This is a genomic window from Pseudomonas sp. F2 (assembly GCF_057174385.1).
This window is the reverse complement of record NZ_CM169904.1, coordinates 1400082-1417481: the sequence shown is the minus strand read 5'-3', so window position 1 is coordinate 1417481 and position 17400 is coordinate 1400082. Positions and strand designations below refer to the sequence as shown.

Here is a 17400-nt window from a genome sequence, read left to right as displayed (position 1 = left end):
CGCAGCCACTCTCTCTGGATTCATACCGCCACAGCGGATTATTCGGACTTCGTTGCCAGCAGGTCACTGACCCGCGCCACCAGCGTGTCGACGGCAAACGGCTTGGTCAGCACCTGCATGTCCGGGCCCAATTGACCGGCACCAATCACCGCGTTTTCCGCGTACCCGGTAATGAACAGGGTCTTCAGGTTCTGGCGGATTTCCCGGCCGGCATCGGCCAGTTGCCGACCGTTCATGCCACCCGGCAAGCCGACGTCAGTGATCAGCAAGTCGATGTGAATGTCCGAGCGCAACATCTTCAGCCCGACCACGCTGTCAGCGGCCTCTATCAAGGTGTAGCCGAGATCGCCGAGCACGTCAGTCAGCAACGCACGCACAGTAGGCTCGTCGTCCACCACCAGGATCGTCTCGCCAGCCTTGGGCAAGGCGGCCGGCGCGTTGTCCTTGTGATCCTGATTCGGCACCGGTTCGCCATGATAGCGAGGCAGATAAATGCACATTTCTGTGCCCCGGCCGACCTGCGAATGCACGCGCACCTGGCCGCCGGACTGCTTGGCGAAACCGTAGATCATCGACAGTCCCAGCCCCGTGCCCTGGCCCAGCGGTTTGGTGGTGAAAAACGGGTCGAAGGCCTTGGCGATGACATCGGCGGTCATGCCGGTGCCGGTATCGGTCACGCACAGGCACAGGTATTCGCCCTCTGGCATGTCCAGGGTGCGCGCAGTCTCGCCGTCCAGCGTGCGGTTGGCGGTTTCGATGGTGATGCGCCCACCGTCCGGCATCGCATCGCGCGCGTTGATGCACAGGTTGAGCAGAGCATTCTCCAACTGACTGGCATCCACCAGCGTTGGCCAAAGCCCCGGCGCGGCGCGGGTTTCCAGGACGATGCTGGGGCCAACCGTACGCTGGATCAGTTCGGTCATGCCGGTCATCAGCGTGTTGACGTCGGTGGGACGCGGATCGAGGGTCTGGCGTCGGGAGAACGCCAGCAGCCGGTGGGTCAGGGCGGCCGCACGCTTGACCGCGCCCTGGGCGGTCATCATGTACTTGTCGACTTCGTTCAGTCGGCCCTGGCTGATGCGCGCGCCCATCAATTCCAGCGCGCCGGAGATGCCGGCCAACAGATTATTGAAGTCATGCGCCAAGCCCCCGGTCAGTTGGCCGACGGCTTCCATTTTCTGCGACTGACGGAGTTTCTCTTCGGCTTGCATCAGCTCTGCAGTGCGCGATGACACGCGCTGCTCCAGCGTATCGTTGAGCGCGCGCAACGCGGCGATGGCGCGGTCGCGCTCCGCTTCGACATTGCGCCGTTCCTCGACATCGATCAGCACGCCGGGAAAGCGCAGCGGCGTTCCATCATCGGCACATTCAACACGGCCGTTGGCCTCGATCCACTGGTACTTGCCGTCCGTGCGACGCACACGGTACTGGTGAGAGTAGGCGCCACCGCGGCCGATGGCTTCGTTGATCGCGCTGGTCAGTCCGTCGCGGTCTTCGGGATGCACGGTCACCATCACTTGTTCGAGGCTGAGCCCTTCGCGGCCCAGCGCCGGGTCAAGGTCGAACACCCGAGCAAAAGCTTCGTCCACGGCAAAGCGGTCGGTGAGCAGGTCCCAGTGCCAGGTACCGATAATGGCCCCGGCGGCGAGCGCCAGTTGCACACGCTCGACGTTCTCCCGCGCGATGGCCTCGCTGGCTCGCAGACGCTCCTCGGCGTCACGCCGCTGGGTGACGTCGTTGAACAGAATGGCGATCTGCCGGTCGGCCGGATCGCCGACACGCACGGCGCGCACGTCGAACCAGCGCTCGAAGGTGTTGGCGTAATTTTCGAAGTTCGCCGGTTCCCCGGTCTTGGCCACATGGCCGTAGGTTTCAAACCAGAAGCTTTCCAGATTGGGCGCGAACTCGGTCACCCATTTGCCGCGCAGGTTGACGCCGCACTGGTGTTCGAACGCCGGATTGGCTTCGACGAAGTAGTAATCGACCGGCTTGTCGTCAGCGTCGAATTTGACCTTGACGATGGCAAACGCCGATTCGATGGTTTCCAGAATGGTGATGAAGCGAGCTTCGCTGCGGGCGAGGGCGTCCCGACTGGCTTGCAGTTGCGCCGCCATGTCGCGCTCGAGGTCAACGTCCTGTGTGTCGACCTGAGTGCTTTGAAGCGCCGCGCGCAATCGCCTGACTTCTGACTCGAGTGCTTCGCGACTAAGGTGTTCAAGGGTATCCATGTGACCTGCTTTGTTGAATGTTCAGGGGCTGGCTGCATAGAGCGCGTAAGCACAACACGAGCAGTGGACATTGCGCTCGCAGAGGACTCGAGCGCCGATCATCCGTTGACCGGGCGCGTTGTGCTTAAGTTTCACCACCGGCGCAAGCGAGCGCTGATTTCAGATCGATTCGCCGTTATCCAGACGCGCCAACAGGTTCTGCCCGCGTTGCCACAGCGCCTCCTGTTTGGCTGACGGCATGCGGTCGAGGTTCTTGTACATCATCGCCATGCGCTGATTGCCGCGCAGCTGCTCACCATGGCGCATCAGAAAATGCCAGTACAACGCATTGAACGGGCAGGCGTTGTCCGCGGTACTTTCGCTGACCTTGTAGGCGCAGCTTCGGCAGTAGTCGGACATGCGATTGATGTATTGGCCACTGGCGCAATAGGGTTTGGAACCGAGGTACCCGCCGTCGGCATGCATGACCATGCCCAGCGTGTTGGGCAGTTCGACCCAGTCGAAGGCGTCCATATAGATCGCCAGGTACCATTCACAGATCTGGCTCGGCGCAATGCCGGCGAGCAGGGCGAAATTGCCGGTGACCATCAGCCGCTGAATGTGGTGCGCGTAGGCATGCTGCAGACTCTGGCCGATGGCCTGGCGCATGCAGTTCATCTGCGTGGCACCGGTCCAGTAGAACTCCGGCAGTGCACGGCTGTTGCCGAAGGCGTTGCCCAGTGCGTAGTCCGGCATTTTCAGCCAGTACACGCCGCGCACGTATTCCCGCCAGCCGATCAGTTGCCGAATGAAGCCTTCGGCGGCATTCAGGGCAATCCTGCCGGCCCAATAGGCCGACTCGACGTCGCTGCACAACCGCCGCAAATCCAGCAGGCCGATATTGAGCGCGGCGCTGATGCGTGCATGAAACAGGAACGGTTCGTCACTGGCCATGGCGTCCTGATAGTCACCGAAACCCGCCAGGCCATAATCCAGAAAATAGTCCCACAGCGCCTGCGCGTCGGCATGGGTGACCGGGTAATTGAAATCATCGAGTGCGCCGTAGTGCTGGCTGAAGCGCGCCTGCACCAGATCCAGCACCTCGCGGGTGATGACGTCGTTACTGAAACGGATCGGGTAGGGGGCTTTCACGCCTTTGGGCAGGGACTTGCGATTCTCGGCATCGAAGTTCCACGCACCGCCCACCGGCGTGCCGTCGCCATTGAGCAGCAAGCGACTCTTGCGGCGCATCTCGCGATAAAAGAACTCCATGCGCAACTGCTTTTTCCCCGCAGCCCAGGCGGCGAACTCGGCGCGACTGCACAAAAAACGCGAATCGGCGTGCCAACAAACGGGCAGGCCACAATCCTTGATCGATTGTTCCAGGCGCCAGTCACCGCACTCGGTGACGTGCACTTGCTCGACCTGCAAGCGCTGTTGCCAACGGCGTAATTCTCCCGGCACCGAACCGCTGTTGTGCGGATCATCCAGCGTCACGTATTCGACACGGATGCCCTGATCTCGCAACGACTGGGCGAAGTGGCGCATGGCGCTGAAGATCAGGGCAATCTTTTGCGGATGGTGCGGTACATGGCTGGCTTCTTCCATGACCTCGACCAGCAGCACGGTGTCGCGCTCGCTGTCGAGCGTCTGCAAGGAGGCCAGATCGAACGACAACTGGTCGCCCAGCACCAGGCACAACCGACGATTCGGGTTCATTCAGTGCAGTCCGGCAGGATTCGTTTCATAACGGCGTGGCCAGCGAAAACGGAATGCGCAACTCTTCGACCGGCCCGGTATCACGGCCACACATTTCGTCGTGCACGCATTGCTGCACCAGCACACACGGGAATGCCGGAACGGTCTGCAGCAAGTCACGCAGATGGGTGATTGAACGCAGGTGCATCGGTTTGGCCGCGTCGTCGAGCAAGGTGAACTGACCGTGATCCAGGCGAACCCGGGCCAGATAAAAACCACCTTCGAGCGACAGCAACTCCAGCTCACGAATTTCGCTGTTGGCTGCACGTTCGGTCAGGGTTTGCAGATTCATGCTTCACTCCTTGCCTACCAGGGCAGGCGTTGTCCATCGTAGGCAAAGAACTGGCCGCTGTCGGCCGGCGTCAATTGGTCAATCAGGTTCAGTAGCTGTTCAGCGGCAACGTCCGCAGGGCGGGCGCTGGATGCCCCGCGAAAAGGTTGCGACAACCCCGACACGACCGTGCCCGGGTGCAGACTCAGCAACCGGCTTTGCGGGCGGGTGCGGGCCAGTTCGATCGCTGCGGTCTTGATCAGCATGTTCAGCGCCGCTTTGGAGGCGCGATAGGCGTACCAGCCGCCCAATCGGTTGTCGCCGATGCTTCCGACCTTGGCCGAGAGCATCGCCATCGCCCCTTGGGGATCAAGCAACGGCAGAAAATGCCGCAACACCATCGCCGGCCCCAGCGTGTTCACTTGAAACACGGCTTGCAGCGCATCGGCTTCGATCGCGCTGTAGCTCTTTTCCGGCTTGATCCGCTCACGATGCAGCAGGCCGGCAGCGTGCACGATCAACTGATAGGGCGCTTGCGCGGCCAGTTCGGCGGCGGCGCTGGCGATCGATTGCGGCTGCTCCAGATCCAGCGCTGGAATGGTATGGCGCCCCAGTTCACGAACGCCGGCACAGCGCGGGTCCTGACTGAGCTGCTGGCAAAACGCGCGGCCGATGGCGCCACTGGCGCCGATCACCAGGGCACGATAACCATCGCCCAGGGAGGCCATGCTGAAAGCGCTGTTCATTGGCTGACTCCGGCACCTTGACGGCGGAAGAACAAGGTCACCTGGCCGACTTCAACCCCGAGCTTGGACATGCGGGTACGATTGATCAGCGTGTCCTCATCCATCTGGTACATCCAGTCGTCCATGCTCATTTCATAGGTCGAGCCATCAACCGGCAGGTTCAGGCGATACCGCCAGTGCAGCGCATTACCGGCCACCTGACCTGTGGCGACGCCCACTACATCACCTGCGCGCCCGCTCCAGCGTCCCTGGCCTTCGGGCGTCAGGGTCCAGACGCGGCGCTGGCGCGTACCGTCGCTGTACAGGAAGTGCTCATCAAGAATCAGGTTGTCACCTTCACGATGGCTGACGATGTTGACCTCGAAGCGCTTGACCACTTCCCCGGAACGCTTCTGAAACATCCCCCAGGCTTTCACCGGTTGGCTGAAAAAACGCTGCAGATCCAACGCCGGCTGCTGATCGGCGTAGCGACTGACATCGACGCTGCCGCAGCTCGCAACGCCGAGTATCAGAGCCAGCAAGAGCACAATTCGGGTCATTGACGTTCTCCCTGAATGCACAGGCAGGTGGGTGAAATTGGAAAGATCGTGCTTATACAGCCCACTTTCGCTGTACAGGTTTATCGCACCCATCGAGGGTCGAACATCAACTTCGCCGCCCGATCAGTTGCAGGAACTCCTGACGCGTGGTGGTGCTGTCACGAAACGCGCCGAGCATCACCGAGGAAGTCATGATCGAATTCTGCTTTTCAACGCCGCGCATCATCATGCACATGTGCCTGGCCTCGATGACCACGGCCACGCCGGCGGCATCGGTGATCTGCTGGATGGCCTCGGCAATTTGCCGGGTGAGGTTTTCCTGGATCTGCAGGCGCCGGGCGAACATGTCCACCACCCGCGCCACTTTCGACAGCCCGAGCACCCTGCCGGTGGGGATGTACGCCACGTGCGCCTTGCCGATGAAAGGCAGCATGTGGTGCTCACACAAGGAATAGAGCTCGATGTCACTGACGATGACCATCTCATCGCTTTGCGATTCGAACAGGGCGCCGTTGGTGACGTCTTCCAGGCTCATCGTGTAGCCGTTGCACAGATACTGCATCGCTTTGGCCGCACGTTTGGGCGTGTCGAGCAGACCTTCACGCTCGGGGTTTTCTCCGACGCCGACGAGAATTTCACGGTAATGGCTGGCAAGTAGTGGGTTCATTCAGAGGACTCGCAGCAGTGCTGTGCGTGAGGGCCAATCCGTAGCGCAAGAGTTGTACGAAATTAAGTTCTTTGTATAGGTTTTACTCAAGATAGGCTGAAAAAATCCGCCTGACAATGAATCGGCAATCTTTTTTATGCAGATGCGAACACCTCACATCGCAGCGTGCGAGGTTGCGCGTTTGGCACAGAGGGCAAAGCGCTCCCGGGCAGTGGGAGCGCTGGGCGAATTCGCGGAATTATTCGCTGTAGGTCGGGTAATCCACATAGCCTTCGGCATTGCCGCCGTAGACCGTGGCGGGGTTCAGCGGATTGAGCGGCCAGTCATTGGCGATGCGCGCCGGCAGGTCCGGGTTGGCCATGAACGGACGGCCGAACGCCACTAGGTCCGCCAGCCCCGATTCGAGCAATTGCGCGCCGGATTCAGCGTTGTAGCGCCCGGCGTAGATGATGGCGCCGCTGAAGGTGTCGCGCACTGCGCGGCGGAACGTTTGCGGCATCGCGGGCGCGTCGTCCCAGTCCGCCTCGGCGATGGACAGGTAGGCAATCCCCACGTCCTCAAGCACCTTGATCGCTTCGATGTAAGTGGTGTGCGGGTCTTCCTCGACCATGCCCAGATAAGTGCGCGCTTCATCGGTGGTGGTGAACAGCGGCGCGAACCGCACGCCGACTTTTTCCTTGCCGATGCACTCGGCGACACCCGACACCACTTCGCGCAGAAAACGCAGGCGATTGTGCAGCGAGCCACCGTATTGATCGGTGCGCACATTGCTGTGCGCAGAAATGAACTGGTTCACCAGATAGCCGTTGGCACAGTGCAATTCGATCCCGTCAAAACCGGCGTCCATCGCATTGCGCGCCGCCTGAATATAAAGCTGAACCAGTGCCTGCACTTCATCGGTGCACAGCGCTCGCGGTGCGGATGGCTTGACCAGCTCTCCAGCGCCCGGCGTGGTTTCAATGAACACGCTGACCCGTTCAGTAGCGATGGCGGAAGCGGATACCGGGGCCGCGCCGTCGGGTTGCAAGGCGGTGTGGGACACACGTCCGACGTGCCAGAGCTGGGCGAATATCACGCCGTTCCGGGCATGAACCGCTTCGGTGACTGTGCGCCATCCGGCAATTTGTTCCGGCGTGTGAATGCCGGGGGTCCAGGCGTAGCCCTGACCGCGAGGCTCGATCTGCGTGCCTTCGGTGACCAGCAGACCGGCGCCGGCGCGTTGCTGGTAATACTCGGCCATCAATGCGTTGGCGACATTGCCCGGTTGCGTGCTGCGCTGGCGGGTGAGGGGCGGCAGGACGATGCGGTTTTTCAGGGTGTGCTGACCCAGGGTGAAAGGCGTGAAGAAAGGGCTGTTTTTCATGGAATTCCTGTTTTGGCCTTATTAGACCAGTCGACTAGTAATGCGGCAAAAAAACACCGTGCGTGATGCGCACGGTGTCTGGGAGGCTCGGTGGCTCAGGCCAACAGCTTCAACAGCTTTTCAGCAACGGCTGCCGAGCTGGCAGGGTTTTGACCGGTCACCAGTTGGCCATCGGTCACCACGTGAACCTGCCAGTCAGCCACTTTGGCGTAGCGCCCGCCAAGACGCTGGAATTCGTCCTCAATCAGGAACGGCACAACATCCGTCAGGCCCACAGCGGCTTCTTCAGCGTTGGTGAAACCGGTGACGTCCCGGCCTTGAATCAACGGTTTGCCATCGGCAGCCGTGACGTGGCGCAGCACACCCGGCGCATGGCAGACGAAACCGTGGGGTTTGTTGCTGCGGTCGAAGGCTTCGATCAGTGCGATCGAGTGTTTGTCCTCGGCCAGATCCCACAGCGGGCCATGACCACCCGGGTAGAACACAGCATCGAAATCCTCAGCGCTGACATCCGCCAGACGCCCGGTGTTGGCCAGTGCCTGCTGGGCAGCAGGGTCCTTGCGAAAGCGCTCGGTTTCAGCGGTTTGCGCATCGGGCTCATCGCTTTTCGGATCAAGCGGCGGCTGGCCGCCAGCCGGCGATACCAGGGTGATCTGTGCACCGGCATCCTTGAAGGCGTAGTAGGGGGCCGCGAACTCTTCGAGCCAGAAGCCGGTTTTCTTGCCGGTGTTGCCAAGCTGATCGTGGGAAGTCAGAACCATCAAGATTTTCATAGAGCGCCCTGTGGTGGTCGGGTGTCCTCGACGGGTTCGTCTGCGACACCTGGAAGAAATGACGGGCACAGCATAGATTCATATTAGACCGGTCGTCTAGTAGATTTTTACGGCCGTGTTTCCGCGTGATCACTGTGGCAAACTCCTGCTCATCAGAAATATACGACTGGTCTAATGTTTGGTATTTTGCGCCCCATGAAACCGACCTACGACGATACCCGCCAACACCTGCTCGACACCGGCCACCGCATGATGGCCGAAAAGGGCTTCACCAGCGTTGGCCTGAGCGAGATCCTGCAGACCGCCGGTGTGCCCAAGGGCTCGTTCTATCACTACTTCAAATCCAAGGAACTCTACGGCCAGGCGTTGCTGGAGGATTACTTCGTCGGCTACCTCGCAGATATGGAGCGACGCCTGACACTGCCGGGGCTCAGTGCCTATGAGCGGCTGATGGATTACTGGCAGGGCTGGCAGAACCGCTGCACCCTGGAAGGTCACGGCGATGAATGCCTGGTGGTCAAGTTGAGCGCGGAAGTCGCCGACCTGTCCGAGTCGATGCGCCTCACCTTGCGTGACGGCGCCGAGCGCATCGTTGCACGGATCACGACGTGCCTGGAAGAAGGGCAGCTGGATAAAAGTGTGCCGGATGCTGATGCCCGCCAGTTGGCAGAAACCCTTTACCAGCTCTGGTTGGGCGCCAGTCTGCTGAACAAGCTGCAGCGCACCGGGCAGTCATTGCAGACCTCGATGGTGATGACGAAGCGGCTTTTGCAGCGGCCATCAAACTGAAGCGCGCGTACTGTTGAGCGTCCCCGATCGTTGTGGCCTGGCTCTCAAGGTAGTGCGTAGATCTTGAACAGCTTCTTCGCCGCGTCGCCGGCGCCATCCAGGTAGTTGTCGTACGCCTGCTCGATGTCGCCGGCGCGGTACATTTCACTCAGCGCAGTGTCGACCAGCAGACGGAAATCTTCGTCGTTTCGATCCAGCGCCATGGCCGTTGGCGCGTACTCGAAAATCCGCTCCAGCAGCACCAGGTGACCTTCGGGGTCATTCTTGCTCAGCAGATGCTTGAGCACCATGCGCTCAGCAAAGAACGCACTGGCTTTGCCATCGGCAACCTGTTTGAGGCCTGCATCGGCGTTCTCCACCGTGACCAGAGTGGCCACCACGCCGAGCAAACGCATCTGCTGATGTATCCACGCCTCGGTCACACCGCCGGCGATGGCAGCATACGTTTGATTGGACAGCCCAAGGTTCGCAGTGGCACGCCACGTAGGCCCGGTATGGGCCACCTTGCCATTGAGCACATTAAGCAAAGGCTGGGAGGCGTCCTCGCGCACCACGGCCGAGAGACCGGCGGTGTAGACCGGCACCGAGTAGCTGACCTGAGAGCGCCGCGCCAGTGTCGGAGGGGTCGGTGTACAGAGAATGTCGATCTTCCCCGAATTGACGGCATTGATTTCGTCGTTGAGGGACACAGGCTGGTAGGCGATCTTCAGCGCGGGCAACGCCAGTTCGCTCTTGACCTTTTCGGCTATTTTCAAACAGAGGTCGATGGCATATCCGCTGGCTTTATCGGCGACCTGCTCGCTGAACGGCGCGAAGTCCGGCAAGTAACCGAGGATGAACGTGTGGCTCGTGCGGATGCGCTCAAGCGTGCTGCCGTGGGCCATGACCGGCAATAGCGTCAGTAGGCAGACGAGTAGCAGCGGTTTGGATTTGATCAGTTTTACGTTCATGTGCGGGTTCCTCGAATTCAGCTGTCTGAGCCGTCACGAAGACGGCGGTCAAGGATTGTCGGCCCGGGGGGGAACCGGCACAGGCACGTCGACAAAACGTTTGGCGAGGAAGCCGTAGAGCAGGTAGCCGAACACCAGAACCAGAATGCCGCCGAACACCGCATCTTTGCCGCAGGCATACAACGCGTAGAGCGAGTACGCCACGGCCACCACCAACAGCAAGGTATTGCGGGTGTACACGCTGGCACTGACCTTGGCTTTGTACATCATGACCAGCAGCCCGGTGGCCGCTGTTACATAGGGAATCAGGTTGGTCACTGCAGCGAGGCTGACCAGTTTGCCGAACTGCGCACTGGCGTTTGGCGAAATGGTCGACAGCGCCATCAAGGTCTGCAGCACGCCGCAGACCAGCATCCCGACGATGGGGGCATTGCGGGCGCTGACCTTGCAGAACAGTTTGGGAAACATGCCCTGGTCAGCCGTCATCTTGGCGGTTTGTGCCAGGGTGAACTGCCAGCCCAACAGCGAGCCCACGCATGCCATCACTGCCAACGCCATGATGATGTGGCCGACCGTCGGGTTGAACATGTGCGCATAAACCAGCGCGAACGGCGCGGACGAATTAGCCAGCTCGGCATTCGGAATGATCCCCTGAATGACGGTCGTCGAGAGCACGTAGACAACCGCCGCTCCCAGGGTGCCGAACAGGCAGGCCAGCGGCACCGTACGCGTGGGATTTTCCACCGCGTCAGAGGCCTGCGCGGCCGATTCCATGCCGAGAAAGGCCCAGAGTGTCAGCGGAATTGCTTTGCTGATCGCTTCGGAAATGGGCAGGTGGTAAGGGTTCCAGGCGGCGATCAGCAGATCGGGTTTGAACCAGAACCATCCGATAAGGCTCAAGCCGGCGACCGGAATGATCACGCCCCAGACCGTAATCGCACCGATCTTGCCGGTAACGCCGGGGCCGCCAAAATTTGCCACGGTGGTTATCCAGAGCAAGCCGACCGTTCCGATGAACAAAGGAATGGCGCCGCTTCCCAGCCAAGGCATAAACGACGTCATGTATCCGACTGCGGAGATCGCCACCGCCACGTTGGCGATGGCCAGTGACAGGAAATACAGATACGAGCAGAGGAAAAATCCCGACTTTGCGTGCGCCTCTTCGGTGTAGGCGGATAACCCGCCCGAGCGCAGACAGAAGATGCCGCACTGGGAAAAACAATATGCAATGGCCATGGAACCGACAGCGGTGACGATCCATGACAACAACGAGACCGCCCCGAGTTGCGCCATGCTGGTCGGCAACATGATGATGCCCGAGCCCATCATGTTGACGGTCACCAAAGTGGTGAGTCCCGTCAGGCTCATTTTCTTGTTGGTGTCGGTCATCGAAAACCCCTCGATCGGCGAAGTGCATCCGCGCCCAGCCCTTGAACGCACTGCAGCGTGGTCATGGTCAATGTTCGCCGACGGTTGAGGTCAACGTGTCTGCCTTGCTTATCCAGCCTCCGCCTGTGGCCTTGTAAACATCGATCATGGCGGTGAACACCGAACCCCGGGTCCGGGTGTAGGTCAGCTCGGCATCGAACAGACTGCGCTCGGCATCCAGCACTTCTATGTAGCTGGTATAGCCGTTGTCGTAACGCAGCCGGGCAAACCGGGTGTAGGTGCGCAAGGCTTCGACCTGATTGCCTTGAGAAGTCATTTGTTCGCGGGATTTGCTCGCGGCAACCAGGGCGTTTTCAACATCCCTGAAGGCTGACTGGATCGACTGTTGGTAAGCCAGCAAGGTTTGTTTTTGAACGGCCTCGGCCTGTTGCACCTGGCCGGCGATCCCGCCAGCGGTGAAGAGCGGCATGCTGGCGGCGACCCCGTAAGACCAGGTGGCGGCCGGCCCGGTGAACAGGTTGGACAGTTGGTTACTGACCGAGCCCAACAATCCGGTCAGGGATATCGTCGGGAAATACAGCGCCTTGGCCGCACCGATTCGGGCGTTGGCGGAAACCAGATTCAACTCGGCTTGCCGCAGATCGGGACGGCGCTCAAGCAAGTCCGAGGGCAACCCGGCGGGCACCGATGGCAGCGACAGTTGTGTCAGCTCACGGCCTCTGATGATCGGGCCCGGATTGCGCCCAAGCAGCACAGCCAGATCATTTTCCTGTTGCGCCACCAGTGACTCGAATTGCGCAACGGACGCCTGGGTGCGCTGGAATTCCGAAAGGTTTTGCGCCAATTCCATTTCAGAAATGGTCCCGGCACCGAAACGCAGTTTGAAGATTTCGTAGGAGTCGCCACGGGCCTTGGCCGTGGTGCGGGCGATTTCCAGTTGGCGGTCAAGATCGCGCAGCGCGATGTAACTCGATGCCACCGACGAGACCAGGCTGAGTATCACCGTCCGCCGACCTTCTTCCGAGGCCAGCAAGTCAGCCCGTGCCGACTCATTGAGTCGCCGCAAGCGCCCCCAGACGTCAAGCTCCCAGCTCACACTCAGGGTGGCCTGATAATTCTGGTAAATCGGGTCGACGCCGGAGTCCAGCGGTACCGGACCATTGTCGCGTGGCGCCCGGGAACGACTGCCTTGCGCGGCGGCGCCGATTTGCGGAAACAGCTGCGAACGCGCCACACCGTAACGGCCCTGAAACTCCTCGACCCGGGCGGCGGCGATCTTGATGTCTTGGTTTTGCGCCAGCGCGCTGCGGATCAAGTCATTGAGCACCGGATCGTTGAACTGTTCCCACCACAACGCGTTGGACAGGTCGTTGGCCTCTTGCTCTGCGTAGCGATAGGCCGCCGGGGTGTCGGTGGCCGGGCGCTGGTAATCCGGGCCGAGCATGCAGCCGCTGAGCCCCAGACAAATCAACCACGACAAATGGCATGTGCGCATTCATTCCCCCTCATGTCTGTGCAGGGGAGCGCCACCGGGGATCTCTCCGGGCGATGTGAGTGAAGGCGGCGGGGTGGTCTGTTGCGGCGCTCCTTTTTTCTCGGTCAAGCGTTCAACCAGGTAGTAGAACAGCGGGATGAAGAAAATGGCGATGACTGTTGCCGCCAACATCCCGCCGATGACGCCTGTGCCGATCGAGTGTCGGCTGTTTTCCGATGCGCCGACGGCAATGGCCAATGGGACACACCCCAGAATGAACGCCAGGGACGTCATCACGATAGGCCGCAGCCGCTCCCTGGCGGCGGTCATTGCCGCATCGTAGGCAGACATGCCGCTTTCCCGGTTCAGTACCGCAAATTCGAAAATCAGGATGGCATTCTTCGCGGCCAGGGCGACCAGCATGGTCAAGCCGATCTGGAAGTAAACATCGTTGCTCAACCCGCGTATCAGTACCGCGAGCAGGGCACCGAACAACGCAAAGGGCACCGCCAGCAATACGCCGACGGGCAGGGACCATTTTTCGTACTGCGCGGCCAGGATCAGGAACACCATGACCAGGCCGAAGATGAACACCTGAGAGGAAGCCCCCCCGCTTTTTTTCTCCTCGAAGGCCTCGCCACTCAGGGCCAAGGCATAGTCATTGGTCATGATTTCAGCGCTGATCTCTTCCAGCGCCTTGAGTGCCTGACCGGAGCTGTAACCGGGCGCGGCGTTGGCGGTGAGCTTGACTGCCGGGAAGTTGTTGAAGCGCGTCAGCAGGTCGGGGCCGGTGACGTAGCGGGTGGTCAGCAGGGCTTTGAGCGGCACCATCCCCAGGTTCTTGCTGCGCACATAAATCTGCTGCAAGTCATCAGCCTTGAGTCGGTAGCTCGGTTCAGCCTGCAGAATCACCTGCCACAGACGGCTGAACTTGTTGAATTGAGACACATACAGAGAACCGAACATGGTTTGCATGGTGCTGTACACGTCTTCCACCGGCACTCCCAGCGTCTCGGCCTTTTCGCGGTCGACATCGACCAGCAATTGCCGGGAAAACACATTGAAGGTCGAGGTAATGGCGCCGAGTTCCGGACGCTGCCTGGCCTTTGCGACAAGCATGCCGACCGTCTCGGCCAGTTGCCCGACGCTGGCGTCGCCCTTGCTTTGAACCCACACCTCCATGCCGCCCGTGGTGCCCAGACCCGGTATGGATGGCGGGTTCACCGGCAAAATGATCCCGCCCTGTACCGTGGAAAAGGCCCGGGCCGCTTTCTGGATGAGCGCTGGAGCACTCTGTTCCTTGATGGTTTGCGAGTCCTTGTAACGCTCTTCGAAATCCTTGAACCCGACGAAAAAGGCACCGGCATTGTTCTTGTTCTGGCCATCGAGCAGGCTGTAGCCGTTAACGATAGCGACACCCTCGACGGCCTCGTCATGCATGAAGAAGTCACTGGCGACCTTGCCCACTTCAGCGGTGCGATCCAGGCTGGCGGCATCGGGCATGATCAGCGCGCCCAGCAGATACCCCTGATCCTCCGGTGGCAGGAAGGCGCTGGGAATGCGCTGCGCCATCAGCGCAATCAAAACGATCATGCCGGCGAACAGCAGCAACGCCAGCACAAAGCGTTTGATCATGAACGCCACGGCACGCGAATAGCGCTCGGTCATGCGTTCGAAGCTACGTTCGAACCAGCGGAAAAAAGCGTTTTTTTCGCCTTGGTGAGGTTTGAGCAGCAGGGCGGCCAGGGCCGGTGAAAGCGTCAACGCCACCAGGCCGGAGATCACCACGGAGATGGCGATGGTGATCGCAAACTGTTTGTAGAGCTGCCCGGTGATGCCCCCCATGAAAGCCACCGGGACGAACACCGCACACAACACCAACACGATCGCGACCACCGGCCCGGCCACTTCATCCATGGCGCGTTTGGCGGCGTCCTTGGGGTTCATCTTGTGTACGTGCATATTGCGTTCGACGTTTTCAATCACCACGATCGCGTCGTCGACCACGATGCCGATCGCCAGCACCATGCCGAACAGCGTCAGCATGTTCACCGAAAACCCCAGGGCGGACATGCCGATAAAGGTGCCGACAATCGACACCGGTACGGCGAGTACCGGGATCAGCGTGGCGCGCAGACTCTGCAGAAAGATGAACACCACCACGACCACCAGCACCAACGCTTCGAAAAAGGTGTGAATCACCTCGGAAATCGACGCGCGGGTGAACGCGGTCGTGTCCATCACGATCTTGTATTCGATCCCTTCGGGAAATGTCGTTTTCATTTGTGCCAGGGTCGACGTCACCGCTGCCGAGACATCGAGGGCGTTTGCCCCTGGTTGCTGATACACCGCAATCAGCGTGGCGGGACGGCCCTGATAGGTGCTGCGCAGCGAATAGTCCTTCTGCCCGAGTTCGGCGCGCCCCACATCCTTCAGACGGACGATGGCCGCGCCGTCGTTGCTGGCGCGCAAGATGATGTTCTCGAACTCCGCAGGCTCCGTCAGGCGGCCCTTGGTGGTCACCGCGAACGATTGCTCCACGGCCTGACCGGTCGGCGATTGCCCGACACGGCCGACGGCGAATTGCTGGTTCTGGTTGGCGACCGCTGTCTGTACGTCAGCGGCGGTAATGCCCAGTTGCGCCATGCGATCGGGTTTGAGCCAGATCCGCATGGCGTAGTCCGGCGTGCCGAAAATGCTCGCCTGGTTGGCCCCCGGAATGCGCTTGATTGCATCCAGAATGTAGAGGTTCGCGTAGTTGGCGACATAGGTGCTGTCATAGCGCTCGCCGGCCGAATACACGGCAAGCACCATCATGAACGCGGAAGATTTTTTCTGTACCTGAATGCCTTGGCTCTGGACGGCGGAGGGCAGTTGCGGCAAGGCCAGATTGACGCGGTTTTGCACATCGACCTGGGCAAGGGAAGGGTCAGTGCCGATCTCGAAGAACACGTTGAGGGTCATGTTCCCCGTCGCCGAGCTCGACGAGTTCATGTAGATCATATTGTCGGCGCCGTTGACCTGTTGCTCGATCGGCGCTGCCACGTTATTGGCCACCACCTGGGCATCGGCGCCGGGGTAGGTTGCCGAAACGGTAATTTGCGGCGGGGTAATGTCCGGGTACTGGGCCACCGGCAATTTGACCATGGCTACCGCGCCGGCCAGGGTGATGATGATTGAGATCACCGAAGCGAAAATGGGGCGATCAATGCAGTAGTGGGAAATACTCATGGGCTGTGCCCGGTGTCTTGCTGCGTGCTGGCAGCCATCGGTTTTGTCGGCGTCTGGCTTGCTGGCGGGGCAGGAGGGGCAGGAGGGGCAATGATGTTCAGCGGCCCTCCGGGCGTGACTCTGATCGCGCCGTCGACCACGATCCGTTCACCGGCCTGCAACCCTTGGGTAATGAACCACTCATCGCCGTGCCAGTCACCCACTTCGACCACCCGTTGCTCAGGCTTGCCCGCGGCATTGATCACCCACACGAAGTGGCTCTTGGCCCCCTCCAGAACGGCTTTTTGCGGTACGACGATGGCGTTCGGCCTGGTAGCGCCGATGGCCCGCGCCCTTACGAACTGGCCGGGACGCAATTGGCCATTGGGATTGGCGACCACGGCGCGGACCAGAAAGGTGCCGGTGTCCTGGCTGTAGGAGGGCGCGGCAAAATTCAGTCGTCCCAGTTCGGGCAACACCGAGCCGTCGGCCAATACCACTTCCACGACAAATTCACTGCGCAGCGGGAATATGAGGTGCCCGGAAGCAATCTCTTCGCGGAACTTGAGCGTCTCGTTTTCCGAAAGACTGAAGTTGACGTAAATCGGGTCCATCTGCGAGACGGTGGTCAGCAGTCCGGACTCACCGGGTGTGACGTAACTGCCCTCCTGCTTTTTGGCAAAGCTTGAAAGACCGGTAAGCGGGGAGGCGATGGTGGTGTAGCTGAGGTTCAGCTGTTCGGTTCGCACCGACCCTTCGGCGGCCAGCACGGCAGCTCTGGTCTGACGCTCATCGCCGACGGCATTGTCCAGGTCCATTTTGCTGACAGCATTCTGCGCCGCCAGCGGCCGCACACGGGCAAGGGTGGCTTTGGCCACCTCCCAGCGTGCCTGCTGTTGAGCCAGTTGCCCCTGGGCCGAGAGCAACGAAGCTTCAAAGGGCTTGCGGTCCATCTGAAACAGCGTCTGCCCGGTTTTTACCAGGTCGCCCTCGGTGTACAGCCGCTTTTCCAGGAACCCGGCAACCCGGGCGCGGATCTCGACTTCGCGGGAGCTTTGGGTTTGCGCAACGAATTCGAAAGTCACCGGTGTCGTGCGTGCGGTAACCGTCATGATCGTGACATCAGGCGCTTGGCGGGCGAGGGTCGGGGGTTCTTTGCCGCAGCCGGCGAGCAGGCTCAGGCTGCCGACGATAATGGCGACGGGCAAGCCCAGTTGCCTGCCAACACTCATGTTCCTGCCCATATTCTGCTCCGTGAAGGTTT

14 protein-coding genes are annotated in these 17400 nt (G+C 60.6%); 1 reads left to right on the top strand and 13 read right to left on the bottom strand.

Annotated features, from left to right (window positions below):
* Positions 1–38: 38 nt before the first annotated feature.
* From AC193Q_RS06160 to AC193Q_RS06125, 8 genes are all read right to left on the bottom strand, one after another.
* Positions 39–2228, bottom strand: coding sequence for an ATP-binding protein (locus tag AC193Q_RS06160; RefSeq protein WP_121185459.1), 2190 nt, complete (start codon positions 2226–2228; stop codon positions 39–41).
* A 159-nt stretch (positions 2229–2387) separates the two neighbouring features.
* Positions 2388–3926: a cryptochrome/photolyase family protein gene (locus tag AC193Q_RS06155; RefSeq protein WP_483879301.1), complete on the bottom strand. Its 1539-nt coding sequence runs from the start codon at positions 3924–3926 to the stop codon at positions 2388–2390.
* 25 nt (positions 3927–3951) lie between these two features.
* Positions 3952–4257, bottom strand: a complete 306-nt coding sequence (locus AC193Q_RS06150) for a DUF6482 family protein (protein WP_047294422.1) — start codon at positions 4255–4257, stop codon at positions 3952–3954.
* A gap of 14 nt (positions 4258–4271) precedes the next feature.
* Positions 4272–4982 carry an SDR family NAD(P)-dependent oxidoreductase gene (locus AC193Q_RS06145; RefSeq protein WP_121185455.1) on the bottom strand — a complete coding sequence of 237 codons (711 nt, stop codon included), beginning with the start codon at positions 4980–4982 and terminating at the stop codon, positions 4272–4274.
* A complete protein-coding gene (locus AC193Q_RS06140) occupies positions 4979–5521 on the bottom strand; it encodes a DUF3833 domain-containing protein (protein WP_121185453.1) in 543 nt (180 codons plus the stop codon). The genes AC193Q_RS06145 and AC193Q_RS06140 overlap by 4 nt, the downstream gene beginning before the upstream one ends.
* Before the next feature lie 106 nt (positions 5522–5627).
* Complete coding sequence (gene folE / locus AC193Q_RS06135; protein ID WP_047294417.1) at positions 5628–6188, bottom strand: GTP cyclohydrolase I FolE; 561 nt, start codon at positions 6186–6188, stop codon at positions 5628–5630.
* 238 nt (positions 6189–6426) lie between these two features.
* Positions 6427–7551 carry an alkene reductase gene (locus AC193Q_RS06130; protein ID WP_121185451.1) on the bottom strand — a complete coding sequence of 375 codons (1125 nt, stop codon included), beginning with the start codon at positions 7549–7551 and terminating at the stop codon, positions 6427–6429.
* Between the two features lie 95 nt (positions 7552–7646).
* A complete protein-coding gene (locus AC193Q_RS06125; protein ID WP_121185449.1) occupies positions 7647–8324 on the bottom strand; it encodes a type 1 glutamine amidotransferase domain-containing protein in 678 nt (225 codons plus the stop codon).
* A 195-nt stretch (positions 8325–8519) separates the two neighbouring features.
* On the opposite strand from AC193Q_RS06125, the gene AC193Q_RS06120 reads away from it, so the two are divergent.
* On the top strand, positions 8520–9113 hold the full coding sequence (locus tag AC193Q_RS06120; protein ID WP_095669313.1) for a TetR/AcrR family transcriptional regulator: 594 nt from the start codon (positions 8520–8522) through the stop codon (positions 9111–9113).
* A 44-nt stretch (positions 9114–9157) separates the two neighbouring features.
* Here the strand turns inward: AC193Q_RS06120 and AC193Q_RS06115 are convergent, their stop codons facing one another.
* The 5 genes from AC193Q_RS06115 to AC193Q_RS06095 form a co-directional block, all read right to left on the bottom strand.
* Positions 9158–10063, bottom strand: coding sequence for an amino acid ABC transporter substrate-binding protein (locus AC193Q_RS06115; RefSeq protein ID WP_121185447.1), 906 nt, complete (start codon positions 10061–10063; stop codon positions 9158–9160).
* 48 nt (positions 10064–10111) lie between these two features.
* Positions 10112–11452 carry a putrescine-ornithine antiporter gene (gene potE / locus AC193Q_RS06110; RefSeq protein WP_182401125.1) on the bottom strand — a complete coding sequence of 447 codons (1341 nt, stop codon included), beginning with the start codon at positions 11450–11452 and terminating at the stop codon, positions 10112–10114.
* 67 nt (positions 11453–11519) lie between these two features.
* Positions 11520–12947, bottom strand: coding sequence for an efflux transporter outer membrane subunit (locus tag AC193Q_RS06105; RefSeq protein WP_121185443.1), 1428 nt, complete (start codon positions 12945–12947; stop codon positions 11520–11522).
* On the bottom strand, positions 12948–16157 hold the full coding sequence (locus AC193Q_RS06100; RefSeq protein WP_121185441.1) for a multidrug efflux RND transporter permease subunit: 3210 nt from the start codon (positions 16155–16157) through the stop codon (positions 12948–12950).
* Positions 16154–17368: an efflux RND transporter periplasmic adaptor subunit gene (locus tag AC193Q_RS06095; RefSeq protein WP_483879300.1), complete on the bottom strand. Its 1215-nt coding sequence runs from the start codon at positions 17366–17368 to the stop codon at positions 16154–16156. Before AC193Q_RS06095 ends, AC193Q_RS06100 begins: the two co-directional genes overlap by 4 nt.
* Positions 17369–17400: the final 32 nt, after the last annotated feature.